Raw genomic sequence first — 22,849 nt, forward strand, 5'->3', positions numbered from 1 at the left:
GTGAGCGGGCTCTGGGCGGACCTCGCCGACCTGGTGCTGCCGGCCGACTGTGCGGGCTGTCGGGAGCGCCGATCCGGCCTCCGGCACGGGGTCTGCCCGGCCTGCGTCGCGGCGCTGGGCGCCCTGCGGCCCCGATCGGTCCTGCCTACCCCCGTCCCGCCGGGCCTGCCGCCCTGCGTCGCGCTCGGCCCGTACGCCGGCCCGCTGCGTGAGTCCCTGCTGGCGTACAAGGAACACGGCCGGCACGGGCTGGCCCGCCCGCTCGGGGCCCTGCTCGCCGAGGTCGTCGCCGCGGCCGTCGGCGTGGCTCGTCCGCTGGCGTTGGTGCCCGTTCCGGACACCGCGGCGGCGGCCCGGTCCCGCTACGGGGACCACCTCGACCGGCTGGCCCGGCACTGCGCGGCCCGGCTCAACCAGGGCGGCTGGGCGGCGCGGGTGCATCGTCCGCTGCGGGCGCTGCCCCGGCCCGACTCGGTCACCCTGGACAGCGCCGGGCGGGCGGCGGCGGCCGAGGCCGCCTTCCAGCCCCGCTCGACCGGGCCGGCCTGGGTGCGTGCCGCGAGCGTGCCGCCGGTCGTGGTGCTGCTCGACGACATCGTCACCACCGGCGTCACACTGGCCGCCGCGACCAGGGTGCTCAGCGCGACGGGATGGGCACCGAGTGTCGCCGCGGTGCTCGCGGCGACCGAGAAAAGACACCAGTCGTAACCGATCGTGTTTCCGTTTCACCCGTTGGTGTATGAGGTGCGAAAAATCCTGGGTCGTCTCGGCAACATGGGGTGACGGCCGGGCAAACAGGAGTTAGCGTTTCGCTGTCGGGGGTAGGAGGTCGTTCCAACCGCCCTCGGCGGTGAGAGGAGGCGTAGCCGTACCAACCGGTCGACGCCAGCGGGTCTCCCCACGGCGCGCGGCCGGGCTAACCGGATCGAAGACCGTCCGAACAAGGGAGGTCACGTGGACATCGTGGTCAAGGGCCGAAACGTCGAAGTGCCGGACCATTACCGGGTACACGTAGCTGAGAAACTCGCGAAGATCGAACGCTACGACCACAAACTTATTCGCGTCGATGTCGAGCTGTTTCACGAGCGCAATCCGCGCCAGGCCGACCATTGCCAGCGGGTGGAGATCACCTGCGTTTCCCGTGGCCCGGTAATTCGGGCCGAGGCCTGCACGAACGACTTCTACAGCGCACTCGACGCGGCCATCGCGAAGCTCGACACCCGGCTGCGCCGCGCGGCCGACCGCCGCCGCGTACACCGTGGCCGGCACGCGCCGATCTCGGTCGCCGAGGCCACCGCGGGCCTACCGGTCGCGGACCTGGTCTCCAGCGCGCTGAGCGCGCCGAGTGACGGCGCCCGCGCCGGCACCGCGGTCGCCGAGCGGGTCGAGGAGGAGTACGACGACCAGCAGCCGTGGCACATCGCCCGGGAGAAGGTGCACCCGGCGGAGCCGATGACCATCGACGACGCGCTGTTCGAGATGGAACTCGTCGGCCACGACTTCTACCTTTTCCAGGACAAGGAGTCCGGCCGCCCCAGCGTCGTCTACCGGCGCCACGCGTACGACTACGGCATCATTTCCCTCGCCACCTGACCGGTAACCGATCCGTGTCGATCATGGAGTTGTGGTGGGGAGTGCCCACCACAACTCCATGATCTGTCAGCGCAGGTCGGCGGGGAGCAGCGCGAAGGTCAGATCGTCCAGACGGGTGCCGGCCAGCCCTGGCAGGCGGCCGCGCTGAAGACCCTCGCGCCGAAACCCGACCCGCTCCAGCACCCGGTGCGACGCGGTGTTGTCCGGCACCGTGCCCGCCGACAGCCGGGCGATGCCAGCCGGGCCGAACGCCCAGCCCGCGAGCAGCCGGACCGCCCGGGTCGCGTACCCCCGGCCACGCCAGTCGGGCAGCAGCGCGTAGCCGACCGACGCCTCGCCGGCGGCCACGTCGCTGTACGACAGGCCGCAACTGCCCGCCGGCTCCCCGCTGGCGACATCCACGATCAGCAACCGGGCGATCTCACCGGTGAGCCACCCGCTCTGGGCGAGCCGGCAACGCCGCTGCATCGCCTCGGGCGTCGGCGGCACCGGCGGTGCCTGGTTCGCCACCACCTCGGGCCGGCTGTGCAGGTCGTACATCAGCGCCGCGTCGTCCGGCGCGAGCGGGCGTAGCGCCACCACCTGGTCGGTGAGCACCCCGCCGGGCAGGTCAGGCAGCAGCCGGGCGGTCGGGCCGGGCGGATCGCCGGCGACCCGTACCCAGGCCAGCAGGTCGTGCCGGCCCGTGGCGCTCACGGTGGCCGACCGGCGCAGCCCTTCGTACTGGAACCCAGCGGCCAGCGCGACCCGTTGACTCGGGGTGTTCTCCGGGTCGGTGAGCAACTCCAGTCGGGCCGTCCCGGTGGCGAAGGCGTGCTCGCTCAGCGCGCGGGTGGCCGCCGTGGCCACTCCGCGCCCGCGCGCCGCCGGTCGCACCCAGTAGCCGATGCCGGCCTGACTTCGGGCGGGCACCGGGCTGGACAGCCCCACCGCGCCGAGCAGCCGGTTGGTGGCGGGGTCCGCGATGGCGTACGCCGCGCCACCGCCGGTCCAGGCCGCCGGCGCGCCGACGTCGATCCACCAACGGGCGTCGGTCTCGGTGTACGGCGTCGGCAAGCCCGGGACGAACCGCTGGGTCAGCGGGTCCGCGCAGCCGTCGACCACGTCCGCGCTGTCCTCGGCGCGAAACGGCCGCAGCCGGACCCCGTGCGCCTCGACGACCGGCCGCAGACTCATCCCAGATCCTTCGCGACTCATCCCAGATCCTTCGCGAGCAGCGCCCCGACCCACACGTCCACCCGTCCGCCCCGGTGCAGCACCCCGCCCCGGGCCGTCCCCTCGATCACGAAGCCCGCCTTCTCCGCCGCCCGACGGGAGGAGGCGTTGCCGACGTTCGCCTTCCACTCGATCCGAGCCAGGCCCAACGTGCCGAAACCCCAGGCGCTGAGCGCGACCAGCGCGGCGGGCAGATAGCCCCGGCCCCGGGCCGCCGGCGCGGTCATGAAGCCGACGTCGGCCAGCAGTGCGTCGGTGGGGGAGAGCCGCAGGTCGATCGTGCCCGCGTACCGGTCGTCCGCGTCGGCGATCACGAAGCAGGCGGAGTCCCCCCGAGCCCAGGCGTCCCGGCCGTAGACCAGGTACCCCTGCGCGTCGGCGTGCTCGTACGGGTCCGGCACTGTGGTCCAGCGGATGGTGTCCGGGTCCCGGCAGGTCTGGACCACGCCGTCCAGATCCCGCTCCTCCATCGGCCGCAGACGCAGCTCGCCGGCCCCCGTCGTGGCGAACAGAACGGGCTGCGGGCGGCCGAAGACGGCGGCCCGCCGGGCGGCGAGGGTGCCCGGACCGGCCGGACCGGTCGACCCGACAGCGGGCACCTCGCCGGGCAGCAGCGAGCCGATCCAGCCGTCCGCGCCGCCGTGCGGCGCCGGGTCGGCGAGCCGCAACCGGCCGTCGATCCGGAAGCCGGCCCGGAGTGCGACCAGCCGGGAAGCGTGATTGCCCACCTCGGCCTGCCAGATGAGCCGGCGCAGCCCGAGGGTGTCGAAGGACCAGCGGGCCACCGCTCGGGTGGCCCGGACCATCACACCCCGACCACGCGCCCAGGGGGCCGTCCAGTAGCCGATCTCACCGGTGCCGTTCTGGTCGATGGAGATCAGGCCGTTGGAACCCAGCAGCTCTCCCGTGCTCGGGTCGCAGACCGCGAGCGGCGCACCGGTGCCCTCGGCCCAGGCCCGCCGGCTCATCTCGGCGACGAAACCGTGGGCGTGCTCCGGGAGGTATGGGCGCGGCACGGTGGTCCACCGCTGAATGTCCGGGTCCTGGCACGCCTTGTGCACGGCATCGGCGTCGGCCTCCCGCCAGGGACGCAGCAGCACGCCGTCCTCGATGATCTCCACTGGATCCACCCGTGCATCGTGCCGCAACGTTCGCCGACGGCGTAACCGGATAACGCCCCCGACGTATCTGGTACGTGAGTTATGTCGGGTTCGGCGCCATGGACCGCCGCTACCAGTGACCATCACGCCGATGGAGCGCCTACGATGGTTCGAGACCGTCTAGGGGAGCGTTGATCCGTGTCGATTCTGGAAAAGGTCCTTCGCGCAGGCGAGGGCCGCATGGTGCGCCGGCTGAAGGCCATCGCCGCCGCCGTCAACTCGATCGAGGACGACTACGTCAACCTCAGCGACGAGGAACTGGCCGGCATGACCGAACAGTTCCGGGAGCGGCTCGCTGACGGGGAGACCCTCGACGACCTGCTGCCGGAGGCCTTCGCGGTGGCCCGCGAGGCGTCCGCCCGGGTGCTCGGCCAGCGGCCGTACGACGTCCAGGTGATGGGCGGCGCGGCACTGCACTTCGGCAACATCGCCGAGATGAAGACCGGTGAGGGTAAGACGCTGACCTCGGTCATGGCCGTCTACCTCAACGCGCTGTCCGGCAAGGGCGTGCACGTGATCACGGTCAACGACTACCTCGCCCAGCGCGACGCCGCCTGGATGGGCCGCGTGCACGAATTCCTCGGGCTGACCGTCGGCGTGGTGCTGCCCAACCGGCCGGCCAGCGAGCACCGTGCCGCGTACGAGTGCGACATCACCTACGGCACCAACAACGAGTTCGGCTTCGACTACCTGCGCGACAACATGGCCTGGTCGAAGGACGAGCTGGTGCAGCGCGGGCACAACTTCGCAGTGGTCGACGAGGTCGACTCCATCCTGATCGACGAGGCCCGCACCCCGCTGATCATCTCCGGCCCGGCCGAGCACTCCGCCCGCTGGTACGGCGAGTTCGCCGGCGTGGTGCGCCGGCTCCAGCCCGGCACCGACGGTGAGGGCGACTACGAGGTCGACCACTCCAAGCGCACCATCGCGGTGACCGAGCGCGGTGTCGCCAAGGTCGAGGACCGGCTCGGCATCGACAACCTGTACGAGTCGGTGAACACTCCGCTGGTCGGCTACCTCAACAACGCGATCAAGGCCAAGGAGCTCTACAAGCGCGACAAGGACTACATCGTCAGCGACGGTGAGGTCCTGATCGTCGACGAGTTCACCGGTCGCATCCTGCACGGCCGCCGCTACAACGAGGGCATGCACCAGGCGATCGAGGCCAAGGAGGGGGTGGAGATCAAGCAGGAGAACCAGACCCTCGCCACGATCACCCTCCAGAACTACTTCCGCCTCTACGAGAAGCTGTCCGGAATGACCGGTACGGCGCAGACCGAGGCCGGCGAGTTCAACAAGGTCTACAAGGTCGGCGTCGTGACGATCCCGACCCACCGTCCGATGGTTCGCGAGGACCGGCCGGACGTCATCTACAAGACCGAGAAGGCCAAGTTCAACGCGGTCATCGAGGACATCGCCGAGCGGCACCAGATGGGCCAGCCGGTGCTGGTGGGCACCGTCTCGGTGGAAAATTCCGAGATCCTCTCCCAGCTGCTGCGCCGCCGCGGCATCCCCCACAACGTGCTGAACGCCAAGTTCCACGCGCGGGAGGCCGAGATCGTCGCGCAGGCCGGGCGTAAGGGCGCGGTCACCGTGGCGACCAACATGGCCGGCCGTGGCACGGACATCCTGCTCGGTGGCAACGCCGAGTTCCTCGCCGCCAACGAGCTGCGTCAGCGCGGCCTCGACCCGTTGGAGAACGAGGAAGAGTACGCCAAGGCGATGGAGGAGGTCCTGCCCACCTGGAAGCAGGCCTGCGACGCCGAGGCGGACGAGGTCGCCGCCGCCGGTGGCCTCTACGTGCTGGGCACCGAGCGGCACGAGTCCCGGCGCATCGACAACCAGCTGCGCGGTCGCGCCGGCCGGCAGGGTGACCCGGGCGAATCGCGGTTCTACCTGTCCCTGCAGGACGAGCTGATGCGGCGCTTCCGGGCCGGTGCGGTCGAGGCGGTGATGGAGCGCTTCAACATCCCGGAGGACGTGCCCATCGAGTCGAAGATGGTCACCCGGCAGATCAAGAGCGCCCAGGCCCAGATTGAAGGCCAGAACGCCGAGATCCGTAAGAACGTCCTCAAGTACGACGAGGTGCTCAACAAGCAGCGCCAGGTCGTCTACGCCGAGCGGCTCCGGGTGCTCAACGGTGAGGACCTCTCCGACCAGGTCCGCAACATGATCGACGACACCGTCGAGGCGTACGTGCGGGGCGCCACCTCCGAGGGCTACGGCGAGGACTGGGACCTTGAGCAGCTCTGGTCCAGCCTCAAGCAGCTCTACCCGGTCGGCGTGACGATCGAGGAGTTGGAGGAGGAGGCCGGCGGCTCCCGGGCCGGCATGGACGCCGACTTCCTGGTCGCCCGCCTCAAGGAGGACGCCAACGCCGCGTACGACCGGCGTGAGGAGCAGCTCGGCACCGAGGGGGTGCGCCAGCTCGAGCGGATGGTGCTGCTCCAGGTCATCGACCGGAAGTGGCGCGAGCACCTCTACGAGATGGACTACCTCCAGGAGGGCATCAACCTCCGGGCGTACGCCCAGCGCGACCCGGTGGTCGAATACCAGCGCGAGGGCTTCGACATGTTCGCCACCATGATGGAGGGCATCAAGGAGGAGACGGTCGGCTTCCTCTACAACATCGATGTCCAGGTGACCGAACCGGAGCCGGAGGCGGGGGGCGACGAGGTCACGTTGCTCGACAAGCCGGTGGAGATCCGGGCCAAGGGTCTCAACCAGGCACCGCAGCGGCAGGGCCTGCAATACTCTGCTCCCACCATCGACGGTGAGGCCAGCCCGGGCGCGGTCGCCGTGGAGCAGGCCGAGCAGCAGGCACCGGCGCTCGGTGTGGGCCGACCGGCTCCGGGTGCCCCGGCGGCACCGGGGCGGACCGCACCGTCCGCTCCGCAGCGGCCGACCTCCGGGCTGCGTGGCCCGGCTGTTCCGTCGGCCGCCGCCCGTCGACCGGCACCGAACCAGGCGGAGGCGAGCAACGGCCCGTCCCGCAATGCGCCGTGCCCGTGTGGCTCGGGCCGTAAGTACAAGCGCTGCCACGGCGCCCCCAACGGCGGCAACTGACCGACAGCAGCTGCACCGCCAGCATCTGACCGACGGGTCCCGGCCTTCACGGCCGGGACCCGTCGGCATCTCGCCTTCCTGAAAACCGGGGCATCCTCGACAGCCGGATGCCACGTTTTCCTGCAACCGGAGTCGATCACCCCGGTCCCGTCCCGGGTGTGCCCGGCCCGGGGTCGTGCGGGCGTGGCTGGACTGATCGACTCAGCGGCGGCTTGGCTCTGCTCAGCGGCGCGCTGTGGTCGGCGATCGGCTCGGCTTAGCGGTGGGCTGTGGTCGGCGATCGGCTCTGCCCAGCGGTGGGGCTGTGGTCGGCGGCGGCTCTGCTTCGTCGTGCGCTGTGGTCGGCGGCGGCTCTGCTCAGCGGCGCGCTGTGGTCGGCGGTGGGCTCTGCTTCGCCGGTGGGCTGTGGTCAGTCGCGGGCTGTCAGAGGACGTGCAGGGCAGTGCAGAGCCAGCGGCCCCGGCGATGCTCCAGGCGCAGCGCCATCGCCCAACTCCGGCCGCCCGCGCCGGTGAGGACGGCGGCTGCCTCCACCGCGGCCTCCCGGGGCTCGCAGACTCGCAGGCGGAGCAGCCGGACCAGTGGCCGGCCGGCGCGCTGGCGGGATGCCCCGGCCCGGCCGGACGCGCGGGCCAGTTCGGTCAGCAGGGCACTTGCACGGGCCGGATCGAGCAGCGCTCGCACCTGGGCTGGTGAACGATAACCGTTGATCACCTCCAGGCAGCTGCCGACGAAGCGGTGTGCGGCTCGGGTGGTCTCCGGGGCGGTCGCCCGCGGTAAGGACGTGACCGGATGGGTGACGGTGGACCGGGTGGGCACCGGGCGCAGGACGGCTCGGCGCTCCGGTGGCCGGACCGGATGTGGTCGAGTCGAGGCGAATAGGTCGAGGGCGAGCTGACCCTCGGTCGGTGCCGGCCAGTACGGCCCGTCGGTCTCGTCGACGTATGGCGGGTCGAAGGGCGGAACGGGACGCAATCGCACCGGTGGCCGAGAGGGACCGGGTCTCGCTCCGCTCATTAGGGCCTCCATGATCTTGTGTTTGCCTACGTTTGCCTTCGACTAGACCAATTCTGAGCAAAAAAACAGCCTCGGTCAATGGCTCCTGCCAGCTCTCGCCCGACAATGGGCATGATCCACTCGGGTTCATTGATATCGGGGCATCGGAGCGGCCTTGATGCCCCGACTTCCAGAAAACCGAGTCGATCATGCCGGTCTTGCCGCGCTGATCATGCCGCGCTGGTCATGCCGGTCTTGCCGCGCTGATCATGCCGCGCTGGGCGTGCCGCGTTGGGCGTGCCGCGTTGGGCGTGCCGCGTTGGGCGTGCCGCGTTGGGCGTGCCGCGTTGGGCGTGCCGCGCTGGGCGTGCCGTCGGGCGCGTTGGGCACGCCCGGCGCGGGGCGGGCGATGCCGGGGCGGTCGGGCTGCCGCTATTCGGGGTCGCGGTCGACCAGCGGGTTGCTCTGTACCCAGTCCGCGGTTTCGTCGTACTTGCGGGCTATGTACTCCTCCAGGCGGGCGCGCTCGACCCGCCACTGGCCGCGCCCGCCGATCTTGATCGCCGGCAGTTCACCGCTGCGCACCATGTGGTAGACCTGCGAGTCCGACACATTGAGCTCGGCGGCCACGTCGGAGAGCAGCAGGAACCTCGGCTGCACAGGAACTCCCGGGGTTGGTGGCGTTTGGCTCAGTTTGCCATCGACAGCCCCGACCGCCCAGCAGCAGACCGCGTTAATGGCAGCCCGACCGTGCGAGACACACCGGCTGGGAACTTCCTCCGGCCGGAGGTTGGGGTGTATGACGGTCACGGCGTGCGGCATGATCTGCGCCCGTGCCGGCGGCCGCCGGTGGAGGACGACGCGGGGGAGACCACCGGTGACCGAGGAGCTTGTCCGGGTGTACGTGCCGGCGACCGTACCGATGCTGGCCCGGCTGCGCGAGGAGGGGCTGGCCGCCGAGCAGGCACACGCCGTCACTCCGACGCTGCGTGAGTGGTACGCCGAGGGCGACGAGGAGGAGCTGGAGTACGTCGCGTTCACCCGGGCCGCCCAGGACGCGCTGCACCTGCTCCGGGCCGACCCGACCGCTCCCCGCCGCCGCGTCGTCGTCTCGGTCGACCTGCCGTCGGGTGCGGTCGGGCGCGGTGACGATGAGCTGGGTTCTAGCACCGTGACGTTGACGGGCGCGCTGCCGGTGGGCGCCGTGGCGGCCATCCACGTGGACGGCGCGGACGCGGTCGAGGAGGTCGGCGCGGCGGCCGACGTGGTGGCGGAGGCGGCGGCCGGGGACCCGGACGCCCAGTTCACCGTCGACGGCGCCGAGGACCACGAGCTGGAGTGGTACGACGTGACGGAGCTGGACCTGCTGCTGCGCGCGGCCGACTGAGCTGGACCCCGGGGTGCGGGGCACCTGGGCCGCAGACCACCCGCGCCGGCTTGTGCTGGACACCGCCCGGCCGCCGGAGTCGGACACCCGCCGACCGGTCCGGTGTCAGCGAGCCGGGTCCACCTTCGCCGGGTCCGCGTCGAACGTCTCAGACGCGTCACCGTCGAACGTCTCGGCCGGGTCCGTGTCGAACGCCTTGGCGTAGCCCGGCTTGTCGTCTTCCGGGGCGACCTGGTCGGCGATGGTGTTCGAGTCGTCGGCCGGCTCGTCGTCGTCGGCGTGGGCCGGGCTGAGCGTGCGGCCGAAGGCGATGAGGGCGGTCAGCGCCCCCACGAAGAGCACCCAGATGCCGTTGTCCACCCGCGAGGTGCCTAGCGAGGTCTGCGCCACCGCGTCCGCCTCACTGAGCGCGCTGGCGAGATCGAGCAGCGACCGGCCACCGATCCGGATGATCACCTCGGCGAGCAGCAGGAGCAGCCCCGGCCCGGCGCCGGCGAGCAGGTACGCCGGCCAGCGCAGCGCGGGGGCCTCGGGATCGCGGCGGACGGCTCGACGTCGCGCCCAGGTCAGGTAGCCGAAGGCCAGTAGCCCGGCGAGCAGCCCGGCGACGAGCGATTCGGTACGGGACACCCACTTGGCCGCGTTGACCACCGATTCCTGGCTGTCACCGGCCCCGAAGAGGTCGAACAGCGGGTCCCGGGCCTGGCTGAACGCGACCACGAAGATCAGTGTGCCCAGCGCGGCGGTGACCACCGCGCCGATCGCCGGGGCGGTGCGCGCGCCGGCCAGCGCGCTCCCGATGATCGCCGCGGCGGCCGTGGTGCCGGCGATCACGTTGGTGGTGGACGTGTCGAAGTAGGTGAGGTTGATGGCCAGTGCGGCAGCGAGGCCGACCACCATTCCGCCGCCGATCGCCCCGGCGAAGCGCAGGGTGGCCCAGTCGCCGTACCGGCGCGCCAGCAGGTTGCCGCCGGCCAGCGCGACGGCCGCCCCGGCCACCAGCGCGGCCGAGATCACACCGGGCAGGGCGAACGCGGAGAGACTGATCGCGGTGACGCCGGCCGCCGCCGATGAGATGGCCTCCCGGGTGGACCAGAGCATCGCGGCCAGCCACCCGAGGGCGAGCAGTGCGAGCACCGCCGCGCCGGGCGCGGGCAGCAGCCGGCTGCTGGTGCTGGTCTCGTCGACCGCCGGCTCGTCCGACTCGGCGGCCGGGACGCGGCCGGGCTGCTTGGTCATCGTCTCCCCTTCGAGGCGGCAGGTCACCGACCATTCAGGGTACGCGGGCCTGCTGGGCCGCCCGCCGCCCCGGGATGGCCGCAACGGTTCGAGCCCGCAATCGGCTCGACTGGGCCGTCCGCCGGGCCGCCACGGCCGGAACGTAGCGAGCCCGGGGCGGATGTCTGTCGCGCGGGCCGGGCGGCGGCCGGACCTGGGGGCGGGTCATCGGATCGAGACCGGTCGGTAAGGGGAGGAGGGGTGGGCCGGTCCTTGGCACAGGGCGGTGGCGGAGGCGGGGCGCCCGGCCCCTCATGGGAGAATCACGGGAGGTCCCGCCGCTGCTCGGCCTCCCGCGCGGCGTCCGGTGTCCGACCGTCCGGTCGGTGCCTGCGGGTCCGGTTTCGCCACTGCTGTCGAGATCGCCAGGAGCCTTGATGGATGCCGTGTTCTCCGTTCCCGAGCCGCGCAACGAGCCGGTTCGCAACTACGAGCCGGGCAGCCCCGACCGGGAGCGGCTCCAGCGGCGGCTGAGCGAGCTCGCCGCCGACCGCATCGACCTGCCGATGACCATTGGCGGCGAGCAGCGGATGGCCGGCGGCGATCCGATCGACGTGGTGCAGCCGCACAAGCACGCGCACGTGCTGGGTGTGACCGGGCACGCCAACCATGACGATGCCCGCGCCGCCGTCAAGGCTGCCAAGGACGCCGCGCCGATGTGGCGGGCGCTGCCCTTCGAGGAGCGCGCCGCGATCTTCCTGCGCGCCGCCGAGCTGCTCGCCGGTCCCTGGCGCGACACCCTCAACGCCGCCACCATGCTCGGCCAGTCGAAGACCGCGATCCAGGCGGAGATCGACTCGGCCTGCGAGTTCATCGACTTCCTCCGGTTCAACGTGCACTTCGCGCGCCGTCTGCTGGAGGAGCAGCCGGCGTCCTCGCCCGGCGTCTGGAACCGCTTCGACCACCGCCCGCTGGAGGGCTTCGTCTACGCGGTCACCCCGTTCAACTTCACCGCCATCGCCGGCAACCTCCCGTCGGCGCCGGCCCTGCTGGGCAACACGGTGGTCTGGAAGCCGGGCCCGACCCAGCAGTTCGCCGCGCACTTCACCATGCGGCTGTTCGAGGCCGCCGGCCTGCCGCCCGGCGTGATCAACATGGTGACCGGTCGGGGCGAGGAGGTCTCCGACGTCGTCCTCGCCGACCCGGAGCTGGCCGGCATCCACTTCACCGGTTCGACGAAGGTCTTCCAGCAGCTGTGGCGGACCGTGGGCGACAACATCGCCCGCTACCGGGGCTACCCGCGCCTGGTCGGCGAGACCGGTGGCAAGGACTTCGTGGTCGCGCACAGCAGCGCGGACGTGGACGCCCTGCACACCGCCCTTATCCGAGGCGCGTACGAGTACCAGGGCCAGAAGTGCTCGGCGGCCTCGCGGGCGTACGTGCCGCGCTCGATCTGGGAGGGTGGGCTGCGGGACCGGCTGGCCGCCACCGCCGACTCGCTGACCTACGGTGACGTGACCGACTTCAGCAACTTCGGCGGTGCGGTGATCGACGACAAGGCGTTCGCCCGGCACACCGCCGCGCTGGAGCTGATCGGCGGCGACGACAGCTGCCGGGTGCTGGCCGGTGGCACGGCCGACGACTCGGTCGGCTACTTCGTCCGGCCGACGCTCTTCGAGTGCGGCGATGCGGCCCACGAGACGTTCACCACCGAGTACTTCGGGCCGATCCTGGGCGTGCACGTCTTCGACGACGCCCGTTTCGACGAGGTGGTCGCGCAGGCCGAGTCGATCGCCCCGTACGCGCTGACCGGCTCGGTGTTCGCCACCGATCGTCGGGTCGTCGAGTCGGTGGGCGAGCGCATGCGGTACGCGGCCGGCAACTTCTACATCAACGACAAGCCGACCGGCGCGGTGGTCGGGCAGCAGCCGTTCGGTGGCGCTCGGGCCAGCGGCACCAACGACAAGGCCGGCTCGTGGCTCAACCTGGTCCGCTGGATCTCGCCGCGGACGATCAAGGAGACCTTCGTGCCGCCGACCGACCACACGTACCCCCACATGGGCTGACCGGCGACGATCCGCCGGCGGCGCGCGTGGCGCCGCCGGCGGACGGCCGAGATGGCGCAAGCCATCGATAGTCCTCAACGGACAGTCTGCCGCCGACAGTGCACTTAGGAAGTCCTGTTGGGTGGCAAACTGGCAAATCCTGGACGCCGGGTGCGCAAAGTGGCAGCGTAGTGGGCATGGCGGATTCCGGAGTCAACCCTACGGCGGCGGCCCTGCTCGGCCTCCTCCACGAGGGCCCGATGACAGGCGGTCAGTTGATGGCCGCCGCTGAGCGCCGTCTGGCGCCGTATTGGTCGATGACCCGCAGTCAGGTGTACCGCGAGTTGCCGGTGCTGGCCGAGCGGGGTTTTGTGCGGCTCGGCAAGCCGGGTCCGCGGATGAGTCAGCCGTACGCGCTGACCGCCAGCGGAAAACGGACATTTTCCCGCTGGTTGGCGGAGAACCCGGGGCGGGACACCATCCGCAACCCGATCGCGCTGCGGATGGCCTTCGGCAACCTGCACTCCGCCAGCCAGCTGAAGGGCCTGTACGCCTCGGCCAACGAATACCACACCGAGGCCCTCGCCCAGGTCCGGGAGCAGGTAAAGAACGCCAAACGGGACGGCGAGACGTACGACGCCAGCGCGCTGGAGTTCGCCGTCGCCTACCACCGGGCGGCCCTGTCGTGGTTGAAGTCCGCCCCCGTCGGGTGACCTCCAGCTGGTTCGCCCACCGGCAACGAGCTGCTCCGCTCCCGGAGGCACAGTGCCACTTTTGCGCTGACCTGCGGGGCTCGCAAGCTCACTCCTGGTCCGCGCAGTACGCTTGTCTGTCGTGACCGCTGCCGATTACGCCGAACAGCTCAAGGAACTCGACGCGACCCTGCGAAACATCGAGGCCGTCCTCAACATCGACCGGCTCCACGAGGACAAGGCCCGCCTTGAGCAGGAGGCTTCCGCCCCCGACCTGTGGGACGACCAGGCCAAGGCCCAGCAGGTGACCTCGCAGCTGTCGTACGTCAACGGCGAGATCAGCAAGTTGGGCAGCCTGCGTTCCGGCCTCGACGACGCTCAGGTGCTGCTGGAGCTGGCCGAGGCCGAGGCCGACCCGGGCGTGCTGACCGAGGTCGAGTCGGAGATCACCGGGTTGACCAAGGCCATCCAGGAGATGGAGGTCCGCACCCTGCTCTCCGGCGAGTACGACTCCCGGGAGGCGCTGGTCGCCATCCGGGCCGGCGCGGGTGGCGTGGACGCCGCGGACTTCGCCGAGATGCTGCTGCGGATGTACCTGCGCTGGGCCGAGCGGCACGGCTACCCGACCGAGGTCTACGAGACGTCGTACGCCGAGGAGGCGGGCCTGAAGTCGGCCACCTTCGCGGTCAAGGTGCCGTACGCGTACGGCACGCTCAGCGTCGAGTCGGGCACCCACCGGCTGGTCCGGATCAGCCCGTTCGACAACCAGGGCCGTCGGCAGACCAGCTTCGCGGGTGTCGAGGTCCTGCCGGTGACCGAGCAGACCGACCACATCGACATCCCGGAGAACGAGGTGCGGGTGGATGTCTACCGCTCCTCCGGCCCGGGTGGGCAGAGCGTCAACACCACCGACTCGGCGGTGCGGCTGACCCACATTCCGACCGGCATCGTGGTGACCTGCCAGAACGAGAAGTCCCAACTGCAGAACAAGGCCTCCGCGCTGCGGGTGCTCCAGGCCCGGCTGCTGGAGCGTAAGCGCCAGGAGGAGCAGGCCAAGCTCGAAGGGCTCAAGGAGAACGCGGCCGGTTCGTGGGGCGACCAGATGCGCTCCTACGTCCTGCACCCGTATCAGATGGTGAAGGATCTCCGAACTGAGCAGGAGACCGGCAATCCGAGCGCGGTTTTCGACGGTGAGTTGGACGGTTTCATCGAGGCGGGCATCCGCTGGCGTAAGCAGCGGCAGCTTGCCGGCGACGGTGCGTGACGGGGCGCGGGCGGAGCGCGTCGTCGATCTCCAGGTAGAAGCCTGATTCGACGACTCGTGCCGGATCGGCGGGGCGTGGGGCTTGGCTCAGTTGTTACACCGCGTAGACTCACCACCCGTGATTCAGCTTGAGCAAGTGACGAAGACGTACCCGAAGGCGTCCCGGCCTTCGCTCGACAACGTGTCCGTCTCGATCGAGAAGGGCGAGTTCGTCTTCTTCATCGGTCCATCCGGCTCCGGCAAGTCCACGATCATCAAGATGCTGCTGCACGAGGTGGCCCCCAACAAGGGGCGCGTCGTCGTCAACGGCAAGGACGTCACGTCGATGCGGTCCTGGAAGCGACCCCACTTCCGGCGCTCGATCGGCTGTGTCTTCCAGGACTTCCGGCTGCTGCCGAACCGCACCGCGTACGAGAACGTGGCGTTCGCCCTCGAGGTGATCGGCAAGACGAAGGCGGTTGCCCGCCGGGTCGTGCCGGAGGTGCTGGAGCTGGTCGGGCTCGGTGGCAAGGAGCACCGCTACCCGCACGAGCTCTCCGGTGGTGAGCAGCAGCGGGTCGCCGTCGCCCGGGCGTTCGTGAACCGTCCGCTGATCCTGCTGGCGGACGAGCCCACCGGAAACCTGGACCCGGACACCTCGATCGAGATCATGCGTCTGCTGGACCGGATCAACCGCACCGGCACGACCGTCGTGATGGTCACCCACGACTCCAACATCGTGAACCAGATGCGCCGCCGCGTCGTTGAGATTGAGAGCGGTCGCATCGTGCGTGACCAGGCCCGCGGCGTCTACGGGTGAGCCGGCGCTCCACCCCTGCGCAGCCTGACGACGAACACCTCATGCCGGAGACCCGGAGGAAATCCCGATGCGCGTGAAATACGTCCTGTCCGAGGTACTGGTCGGACTGTGGCGCAACGTGACCATGTCCATCGCGATGATCATCACGATGGCGGTCTCGCTGACCATGCTCGGCGCCAGCGGTCTGATGTACCGCCAGGTCGACGACATGAAGGACCTCTACTACAAGAACATCGAAGTCTCGATCTTCTTGACCCAGGAGGTGAGCGAGCAGGAGCGCACCGACCTGGACACCAAGTTGCGGAGCGACCCTCTCGTGAAGGAGGTCCTCTACGTCAACAAGGACGAGGCGTACAAGCGCTTCAAGGAGATGTACCAGGACGCGCCGGACCTGGTGAACGCGGTGAAGCCGGACCAGTTGCCCGAGGCGTTCCGGCTCAAGCTGAACAACCCGGAGCAATACAAGGACATCTACGAGCAGTACAAGGACACGGCGGGCGTCGAGGAGATCATCGACCAGAGTCGACTGCTCGACAAGATCTTCAACATCCTCACCTCGATCCAGAACATCGCCCTGGCCGCCGCCATCGTGATGGCGATCGCCGCTCTGCTGCTGGTCGCGAACACCATTCAGGTGGCCGCGTACAGCAAGCGGCGTGAGGTGGCGGTCATGAAGCTGGTCGGGGCGTCCAACTGGTTCATCCAGGCGCCGTTCGTGCTGGAGGCCGTGGTGGCCGGCCTGATCGGTGCACTGCTCGGTCTGGTGGCCCTGGTCGCGGCGAAGTATCTGCTCTTCGACGGGTCGTTGAGCGCGTTGCAGGGTTTGCTCTCGCCGATCACCTGGGGCGACATCCTGTTCATCTTCCCGCTGATGGCCGGTGTCGGTGGTCTGGTCAGCGCGGGCACCGCCTGGATCACCCTGCGCTTCTACCTGCGGGTCTAGGCACCGTACGGGTCGACCCGTCGTCTCCCGAGGACCCTCCCGCGGCCGGAAATAAACGGCCCGGGAGGGTCCTTGTCAATGAGGCTTATTCGGGCGGCGCTGACGATGGCACGGCCTGCTCGGCGGCGAGAGCCCGAATAAGCCTCATTCGGGTAGCATGATCGGTTGTCCGGTCGGGGTGAGCCCGGCCACGGACGTCGTAGGAGAGGGGGTGGCGCCGATGCCACGGGAAAAGGGGCGCAAGGTGGTCGCCTCCAACAAGAAGGCGCGCCACGACTACGCGATCCTCGACACGTACGAGGCGGGCATGGCGTTGACCGGCACCGAGGTCAAGTCGCTGCGGGCCGGGCGGGCGTCGCTGGTCGACGCGTTCGCGCAGGAACGTGACGGCGAGTTGTATCTGCACGCGATGCACATCCCGGAGTACACCCAGGGCACCTGGACCAACCACGAGCCCCGGCGTACCCGCAAGCTGCTGCTCAATCGGGGCGAGATCGACAAGCTCGTCGGCAAGACCCGGGAGGGCGGGCTGACCATCGTCCCGTTGCAGGTCTACTTCTCCGACGGCTGGGCCAAGGTGGAGATCGCTCTGGCCAAGGGCAAGAAGTCGTACGACAAGCGCCAGGACCTCGCCAAGCGGGACGCGGACCGGGAGATCGCCCGGGTGTCCGGCCGGCGAGGAAAGGGAATGGACGACTAGTTCGTCTCGTTTGTCCGGGTCGGCGCGCCGGCCCGGGGCTCGGGATGAAAGCTGTTGCGGCAGGCGTTAGGCTTGTCAGTGCCACCACATCGGTGGCCTGTCGAGGGGGTGACTGGTTTCGACTTCGTACGCAGCGACAGGGGAAGCGAGCCGAGGAAGCCGACGTCGTCTCGAGAATCGGTCGTCGGAAACTTATAAGCGCCAAGAACACTCGCGCTGACTTCGCTCTCGCCGCCTGAGGCGAGTAGCTAAGTCTGTCGGCCTGGGAACGCCTTCGTCCCAGTAGCCGGCATCAGCTAGAAGGCTGGCCAATCGGACCCGGTCGCGGGGTCCGTGCGGCGAGATTAATCAGCGACTGGGCCCGTCACACCAACTTGCTCGCGTGAGCGGTGGGGCCGAGTAGAGGCACAGCGAGCTGCGCTCGGAGAAGCCCTGACAAACCGGCGAAGGACCCGGGTTCGATTCCCGGCACCTCCACCACCTCGAACGAAGCGCCCCTGCCCACCAGCCGGGGCGCTTCGTTGTCCGCGGGAGACGGCCTGCGACCCGAGGCGATCACGACGGGTCGACCGGGCGACGGGCGGGACCACGACACGCACGCCGTGGCCGACCACCTGCGCCGCCTGGCAGCGCACCCGCCGACCGGTTGAGCAGCAGCACCGCCGCGTGGCGGTTCAGGTCGACAGGTGTGGCGGATGGGGACTTTGTGGCCAACGGGGCAGATGAGGCGGCACAGGGCCCTGGACAGGGCGGGTGGGCAGCCTCACCATCGCGGTATGAGGTAGCAGCGCCGCGCGGGAGGTGCCATGGTCACCGGTCCGGTCCAGCAGCCGTCACTCGTCACCCGACCGCGCGTCGCGCAGCCGGCGGGGCTCCCCGCCGACGCACATCCCATCGGGTTGCCCGGCGAGCCACGCCCGGCCGGACTCGCCGGTGACGTGCACGCTTTCGGCCGAGCCGTCGCCGTCGCCAGCACCGAGCCGCGCTGGCGCGAAGACGTCCTCCTCCGGCTCCGTCCCGTGCGTCAGGGCTTCGCCGAGCACGTCCGGGTCACCGAGGGCCCCACCGGCCTCTACCGGGAGCTGCTGGCCCAGTCGCCGCGACTGGACCATGGGGTACGGCTGCTGACCCGCGAGCACGCGGCGATCGTCGCCGCGATCCTGGCGGTTCAGCAGATCGCCGAGCGGCCCAAGGCGCACCCCGACGAGCTGCGGCATCGGGCCGGGCACCTGCTGCGGAGGTTGGCCCGGCATCGGCGGCGCGGCGCGGACCTGCTCTGGGAGGCGTACCAGACGGATCTGGGTGGCGAGACCTGAGCCCAGGTCGGGAACCGACCGGTCGACGGACGCGTCGAACCGTACATGCGTCGACCGGTTCTGCTGCTCGTACTCCCGTTGCTGCTCACGGGGGGTTGTGCCGCGGCCGACGTCGGCCCGGCCGACGGCCCGCGCAGCCCGACCCACGGCGCGGCGGCGTTCGACCAACGGGCCAGTCAGGTGGCCGAGGCGTGGCGGCCCGGCCCCGACTGGCGCACCGGGTACGTGCCGCTGGAGGGGCCGACCCTGCTCACCGGCGACCCGGGCTTCACGCCGGACACCGAGGCGGCCTTCCGGTCCGGCTGGTACCGGGCGGACGTCCCGATACCGCCCACCCGGGTCGGCGGCGAGATCCGATTCCCGGACGGACGGCTGACGCTGCCGTTGGTCAGCGCCGCCGAGGCGTACCGGCAGCTCGACCAGGGTGACCCGTTGCCCTGCCCCGGGCGGCCGAAGCGGCCCGGCCGGCCCACCCCCGGCGGCCCCACTGTCGAACCGGGGCCCGATGGATGGGCCACGAGCGCCCCCCAGACCGCCTGTCTTCCGCTCACCGTCACCCGGGTGACGTTCGGCGCCGTGCCGGTCCACACGAGCCGGGGCTCGGCGCAGGTCCCGGCCTGGCTGTTCACACTCAGGGAGCTGGCCACCCCGGTGGTCCGGCTGGCCGTCGCGCCGACGGCGGTCACGCCGGTGCCCGAACCCACCGCGCCGGCGCGGCCGCTGCCGGACGGATTGGTGGCCGCCCAGGACCTGGCGGCCGTCAACGACGCCCGGTTGACCGTGCGGCTCGGCGTCGGCGCGTGCGACACCGGGATCAGGCCGTTGGTGTGGGAACGGCCGGACGTGGTGGTGGTCGGTGGCGGCGTCACCCAGGCCACCGGCGTCTGTCCGGACGTGCTGAAGCTGGAGCCGGTCACGGTGACCCTCGCGGCGCCGTTGGGCGCCCGACCGGTGCTGGACGTCTTCACCGGCGCCCCGCTGTCGATCGCACCGCGCTGAGAAGGACCGTAGAGGTCGAGGCCGGCTCAGAGGATGCTGGGCACGTCGGTGCTGATCGGCACCGGCACCACCGTGGGACGGTCGGCGCGCAGCCCGGTGGCGAGCGCCGCGCCGAGCTGGTCCGGGGTCTCCACCACCTCGGTGGCGCAGCCGTAGCCGGCCGCGATCGCGACGATGTCCAAACCCGGCAGGTCCAGGCCGGGCACCCCGGGAGTGTGCTTCAGCTCGGCGAACGCCTTGAGGATCGCGTACTGCTGGTTGACCGGGACGACGATCACCACGGGCAGGGCGAGGCGCGCGGCCGTCCAGAGCGCCTGCACCGAGTAGTGGAACGAGCCGTCACCGACCACCGCCACCACCGGGCGACCGCGCCCGGTGTCCCGCTCGGCCAGCGCGACGCCGACCGCCGCCGGCAGGCCGTAGCCGAGGCCGCCGCTGGCCATCGTGAAGTACGACGCCGGGCGGGCGATCCGCAGCTGACGACGCAGCGCGGACAGGTTGGATGGTGACTCCTGGACCAGCACGCCGTCGGCCGGCCAGTGCGCGGCCAGCGCGGCGAACATGGCGTCGGCGCTCAGTGGGATGGTGATCTCTGGCGGCGGCGGGGTGTCCCGTCGCGCCGGTGGTGGCCGGCCGCTCGCCGGCACCCGCTCGACCAGCGCGGCCAGGGCCAGCCCCGGGTCACTGAGCAGGCTGTCACCAACCGGGGCTCGCGCGGCCTCGTCCGGGTCGTCCGTGATGTGCAGCAGCCGGGCGCCGTCGGGCAGGTGCCCGCCCGGCACGTACGGGTAGTAGCGGAACACCGGAGCGCCGATGACCAGCACCGTGTCGTGTCCGCGCAGCGCCTCGGCCAGCGGACCGATCGCGTACGGCAGCACGCCGTGGAAGTGCGGGTGGTCCTCGGGGAACACGGCCCGCTCGGGGGCGGGGGCCGACCAGACCGGCGCGGCCAGTCGCTCGGCCAGCGCGACCGCGCTCGACCAGCTCACGGAGCGGTCCACCCCCGGCCCGTACACCAGCACCGGGTTGCGGCTGCCGGCCAGCACCCGGACGAACTCGTCCAACCGCTGGGGGTCCGGTGCGAACCGGGTGGCCACCGTTCGCGGCGCGGGCGGCGGGTCGGCTGGCTGGGCCCAGTCGTCCATCGGCAGGGAGAGAAAGACCGGCCCGGCCGGTGGCTGCACCGCCGTCGCGTACGCCCGCAGCACCGCCGCCGGGATGTCCTGCGCGCGGGCCGGCTCGTAGGCCCACTTCACGTAGGGCTGCGGAAGTTCGGTGGGTCGACGGCTGGCCAGTCGAGGTTCGAGCAGCAGCATCTCCCGGGTCTGCTGCCCGGCGGTGACGATCAGCGGGGTCTTGTTGTGCCAGGCGGTGACCAGGTTGCCCATGCCGTTGCCGGTGCCCGGGGCGGTGTGCAGGTTGACGTGGGCGGGCGTCCCGCTGGCCTGGGCGTACCCATCGGCCATCGCGACCGCCGTCGCCTCGTGCAGCGCGTGGACGTAGTGGAAGTCGGCGGGGAAGTCCTGCAGGAACGGCTCCTCGGTGGAACCGGGGTTGCCGAAGACGGTGGTCATGCCGAGGGTGCGGAGCACGTCGTATGTCGCGTCTCGGACCGTTGCCATCGCCACCCGCCTCCGTGTCGCGGGCAGGGGCAACCGCGGTCGCCCTCCCGATCAGCCGAATCTATCGGGATGTGACGGACCTTTCGGGCGTTTCTCAGCCGCCGGTGGCCCTGATCCGTCGATCACCGGGAGGTCTGCGGCCGGCGGCATCGGCCCTTCGTCTTAACTGTCCGATCACCCGCCGGTCAGACCTTAGCCAGCACCCGGGACGCAGGCTATGGTGCCAGGCATGGCGTTGACAGCGTGGCTGAACCCGATGCGCCGGGCGGATCCGGTCGATGACCGGCCCCCGGCGCGGGCTCACGGTTGACGGGTGTGTGGCATGCAGGGAGAGGGCCAGGCGATCGGCGGACGAGCGATGGAGTCGATGACCGGGCGGCTGCTGGTCGCGACTCCGGCGCTCAAGGACCCCAACTTCGACCGTACGGTGGTGCTGCTGGTCGCCCACGAGCCGGGCGGCGCGCTCGGCGTGGTGCTGAACCGGGCCACCGAGGTGCCGGTGGCCGAGGTGCTCGGTGACTGGAGCGACCTGGCCCGCCACCCTGCCGTGCTCTTCGAGGGCGGCCCGGTGCAACCCGACTCGGCCATCTGCCTCGCCCGCATGCGGCACCCGATGCGCCGGGTGAAGGGCTTCCACCAGGTTTCCGGGGCGGTCGGCACGATCGACCTCTCGGTCGACCCGGAGCGGCTGCGGGAGAGCATCGGCGGCATCCGCGTGTTCGCCGGCTACTCCGGCTGGGGCAGCGGCCAGTTGGAGCAGGAGATCGCCGACGGGTCCTGGTTCGTGCTGGACGGGCTGCCCGGGGACGCCTTCGTCGACCGGCCCGACGACCTGTGGCCGATGGTGCTGCGCCGGCAGGGCGGGATGATGGCCGCCGTCGCACACTTCCCGCCGGATGTGGCGCTCAACTGACCCGGCTCGGCGGGGGACCCCGCGAGATGACCATGCGAGCCGGTCTGTGTATAGTTTCCCAGTGCCCGGGCAACCGGGACGACAGCAAGGGGCCGTGGCGCAGCTGGTAGCGCACCACACTGGCAGTGTGGGGGTCAGGGGTTCGAGTCCCCTCGGCTCCACCTTGCAACCGCAGTTCAGGCGGCATAGTCGAGTGATTATCGGCTATGCCGTCGTCTGTATACGACGGCAAGCGACACCAGATGTTCCGGCGCGGCTTCCAGACTGAGGCAATCGCGATCAAGGAAGAGCGACGCGCCCTCGAGCAGTTCGGCCGGACCGACCTGGCGGCCGACGGCACGATGGCCGCGGAGCTGAGGAACTGGCTGGCCGAGCGGGAGCTCGATCTTGCCGTCACCACCCTGGGCAATTGCCGGGCCATCGCCATCGGGGACGTCCTCGTCGGGATTCTCCGGCAGCACCTCACACAGCAGGAACGCGAGCGGACCGAAGCCGGGATCGTGTACCACCGGGGCGACTACGTCTTCTGCAAGGAAGACGGCACCCCTTACCACCCCAAGTGCTTCACCGACCGCTTCCGGGCGCTCTGCGTCGAATCTAAGGTGCCCGTCATCGTCCTGCACGACGGCCGGGCCTCCAACGCGACGGTAGGTGCCGACCACGGCGTTCCCCACCACATCATGCAGAAGCGCCTCGGGCACGCCCAGCACCGCACCACGAACGACTTCTGTGTGGACGTACTGCCCGAGGCCGAGCATCGTGCGGCGCAAATCATGGAGCAGACGATCCTGCCCCGGCCACGTGGACATCACATGGATCCAGCACCGTTTTAGCGGTCGGAGCAGCACGCCGCCTTGCTCCGACCTGGCGGGCCGGCTCGCGACGTACCCCGGCTGGCCAGGCCCATGGCCGCCGCCGGGA

Annotated in this window: 20 protein-coding genes, 1 tRNA gene and 1 other RNA gene; 16 read left to right on the forward strand and 6 right to left on the reverse strand. The window is 70.6% G+C overall.

Translation table 11 applies throughout. The annotated features are described in order from the left end of the window. Both ACIBF8_RS02430 and hpf read left to right on the forward strand, forming a co-directional pair. Window positions 1-708, forward strand: a complete 708-nt coding sequence (locus ACIBF8_RS02430; protein ID WP_396780528.1) for a ComF family protein — start codon at window positions 1-3, stop codon at window positions 706-708. Between the two features lie 246 nt (window positions 709-954). Then, window positions 955-1,593, forward strand: coding sequence for a ribosome hibernation-promoting factor, HPF/YfiA family (hpf, locus tag ACIBF8_RS02435; protein WP_396780529.1), 639 nt, complete (start codon window positions 955-957; stop codon window positions 1,591-1,593). A 66-nt stretch (window positions 1,594-1,659) separates the two neighbouring features. Here hpf and ACIBF8_RS02440 read toward each other — a convergent pair whose 3' ends face one another. Next, window positions 1,660-2,769: a GNAT family N-acetyltransferase gene (locus ACIBF8_RS02440; protein ID WP_396780530.1), complete on the reverse strand. Its 1,110-nt coding sequence runs from the start codon at window positions 2,767-2,769 to the stop codon at window positions 1,660-1,662. 17 nt (window positions 2,770-2,786) lie between these two features. After that, window positions 2,787-3,938 carry a GNAT family N-acetyltransferase gene (locus tag ACIBF8_RS02445; RefSeq protein WP_396780531.1) on the reverse strand — a complete coding sequence of 384 codons (1,152 nt, stop codon included), beginning with the start codon at window positions 3,936-3,938 and terminating at the stop codon, window positions 2,787-2,789. Between the two features lie 168 nt (window positions 3,939-4,106). On the opposite strand from ACIBF8_RS02445, the gene secA reads away from it, so the two are divergent. Further along, entirely contained in the window at window positions 4,107-7,034 is a 2,928-nt protein-coding gene (gene secA / locus ACIBF8_RS02450; RefSeq protein WP_396780532.1) for a preprotein translocase subunit SecA, read from the forward strand. 423 nt (window positions 7,035-7,457) lie between these two features. Here secA and ACIBF8_RS02455 read toward each other — a convergent pair whose 3' ends face one another. Together ACIBF8_RS02455 and ACIBF8_RS02460 are read right to left on the reverse strand one after the other, a co-directional pair. Continuing rightward, complete coding sequence (locus tag ACIBF8_RS02455) at window positions 7,458-8,051, reverse strand: Rv3235 family protein (protein WP_396780533.1); 594 nt, start codon at window positions 8,049-8,051, stop codon at window positions 7,458-7,460. A gap of 411 nt (window positions 8,052-8,462) precedes the next feature. Next, window positions 8,463-8,690 carry a helix-turn-helix domain-containing protein gene (locus ACIBF8_RS02460; RefSeq protein WP_396780535.1) on the reverse strand — a complete coding sequence of 76 codons (228 nt, stop codon included), beginning with the start codon at window positions 8,688-8,690 and terminating at the stop codon, window positions 8,463-8,465. 217 nt (window positions 8,691-8,907) lie between these two features. On the opposite strand from ACIBF8_RS02460, the gene ACIBF8_RS02465 reads away from it, so the two are divergent. Then, entirely contained in the window at window positions 8,908-9,417 is a 510-nt protein-coding gene (locus tag ACIBF8_RS02465; RefSeq protein WP_396780536.1) for a DUF6912 family protein, read from the forward strand. Between the two features lie 105 nt (window positions 9,418-9,522). Here the strand turns inward: ACIBF8_RS02465 and ACIBF8_RS02470 are convergent, their stop codons facing one another. Next, complete coding sequence (locus ACIBF8_RS02470; RefSeq protein WP_396780537.1) at window positions 9,523-10,656, reverse strand: hypothetical protein; 1,134 nt, start codon at window positions 10,654-10,656, stop codon at window positions 9,523-9,525. Between the two features lie 416 nt (window positions 10,657-11,072). Between ACIBF8_RS02470 and pruA the strand changes: the two genes are divergently transcribed. The 9 genes from pruA to ACIBF8_RS02515 all read left to right on the forward strand — a co-directional run bounded on the left by pruA (window position 11,073) and on the right by ACIBF8_RS02515 (window position 19,393). Further along, window positions 11,073-12,701, forward strand: a complete 1,629-nt coding sequence (gene pruA / locus ACIBF8_RS02475) for an L-glutamate gamma-semialdehyde dehydrogenase (RefSeq protein ID WP_396780538.1) — start codon at window positions 11,073-11,075, stop codon at window positions 12,699-12,701. A gap of 176 nt (window positions 12,702-12,877) precedes the next feature. Further along, window positions 12,878-13,393, forward strand: coding sequence for a PadR family transcriptional regulator (locus tag ACIBF8_RS02480; protein ID WP_091393967.1), 516 nt, complete (start codon window positions 12,878-12,880; stop codon window positions 13,391-13,393). Window positions 13,394-13,514: 121 nt separating this feature from the next. Beyond that, complete coding sequence (gene prfB, locus ACIBF8_RS02485; protein ID WP_363614597.1) at window positions 13,515-14,636, forward strand: peptide chain release factor 2; 1,122 nt, start codon at window positions 13,515-13,517, stop codon at window positions 14,634-14,636. A 118-nt stretch (window positions 14,637-14,754) separates the two neighbouring features. Further along, complete coding sequence (ftsE, locus tag ACIBF8_RS02490) at window positions 14,755-15,435, forward strand: cell division ATP-binding protein FtsE (protein WP_030331491.1); 681 nt, start codon at window positions 14,755-14,757, stop codon at window positions 15,433-15,435. Between the two features lie 67 nt (window positions 15,436-15,502). Continuing rightward, a complete protein-coding gene (gene ftsX, locus ACIBF8_RS02495) occupies window positions 15,503-16,378 on the forward strand; it encodes a permease-like cell division protein FtsX (protein WP_396780539.1) in 876 nt (291 codons plus the stop codon). Between the two features lie 220 nt (window positions 16,379-16,598). Then, complete coding sequence (gene smpB, locus ACIBF8_RS02500; RefSeq protein ID WP_124775313.1) at window positions 16,599-17,078, forward strand: SsrA-binding protein SmpB; 480 nt, start codon at window positions 16,599-16,601, stop codon at window positions 17,076-17,078. 104 nt (window positions 17,079-17,182) lie between these two features. After that, window positions 17,183-17,558, forward strand: a transfer-messenger RNA (tmRNA) gene (ssrA, locus tag ACIBF8_RS02505). Between the two features lie 326 nt (window positions 17,559-17,884). Continuing rightward, on the forward strand, window positions 17,885-18,394 hold the full coding sequence (locus tag ACIBF8_RS02510) for a hypothetical protein (RefSeq protein ID WP_396780540.1): 510 nt from the start codon (window positions 17,885-17,887) through the stop codon (window positions 18,392-18,394). Window positions 18,395-18,439: 45 nt separating this feature from the next. Continuing rightward, window positions 18,440-19,393, forward strand: coding sequence for a hypothetical protein (locus ACIBF8_RS02515; RefSeq protein ID WP_396780541.1), 954 nt, complete (start codon window positions 18,440-18,442; stop codon window positions 19,391-19,393). A gap of 26 nt (window positions 19,394-19,419) precedes the next feature. Here ACIBF8_RS02515 and mdlC read toward each other — a convergent pair whose 3' ends face one another. Beyond that, complete coding sequence (gene mdlC, locus ACIBF8_RS02520; protein ID WP_396780542.1) at window positions 19,420-21,015, reverse strand: benzoylformate decarboxylase; 1,596 nt, start codon at window positions 21,013-21,015, stop codon at window positions 19,420-19,422. Between the two features lie 322 nt (window positions 21,016-21,337). On the opposite strand from mdlC, the gene ACIBF8_RS02525 reads away from it, so the two are divergent. The 3 genes from ACIBF8_RS02525 to ACIBF8_RS02535 all read left to right on the forward strand — a co-directional run bounded on the left by ACIBF8_RS02525 (window position 21,338) and on the right by ACIBF8_RS02535 (window position 22,761). After that, window positions 21,338-21,928: a YqgE/AlgH family protein gene (locus ACIBF8_RS02525; RefSeq protein ID WP_112582369.1), complete on the forward strand. Its 591-nt coding sequence runs from the start codon at window positions 21,338-21,340 to the stop codon at window positions 21,926-21,928. An 88-nt stretch (window positions 21,929-22,016) separates the two neighbouring features. Further along, window positions 22,017-22,089, forward strand: a tRNA-Ala gene (locus ACIBF8_RS02530). Between the two features lie 45 nt (window positions 22,090-22,134). Beyond that, the gene (locus tag ACIBF8_RS02535; protein ID WP_396780543.1) at window positions 22,135-22,761 is read left to right on the forward strand and encodes a tyrosine-type recombinase/integrase; all 627 of its coding nucleotides are present in this window, start codon (window positions 22,135-22,137) and stop codon (window positions 22,759-22,761) included. Window positions 22,762-22,849 lie beyond the last annotated feature (88 nt).

The sequence above is a fragment of the Micromonospora sp. NPDC050276 genome (assembly GCF_044459545.1).
Taxonomy (GTDB): Bacteria; Actinomycetota; Actinomycetes; order Mycobacteriales; family Micromonosporaceae; genus Micromonospora.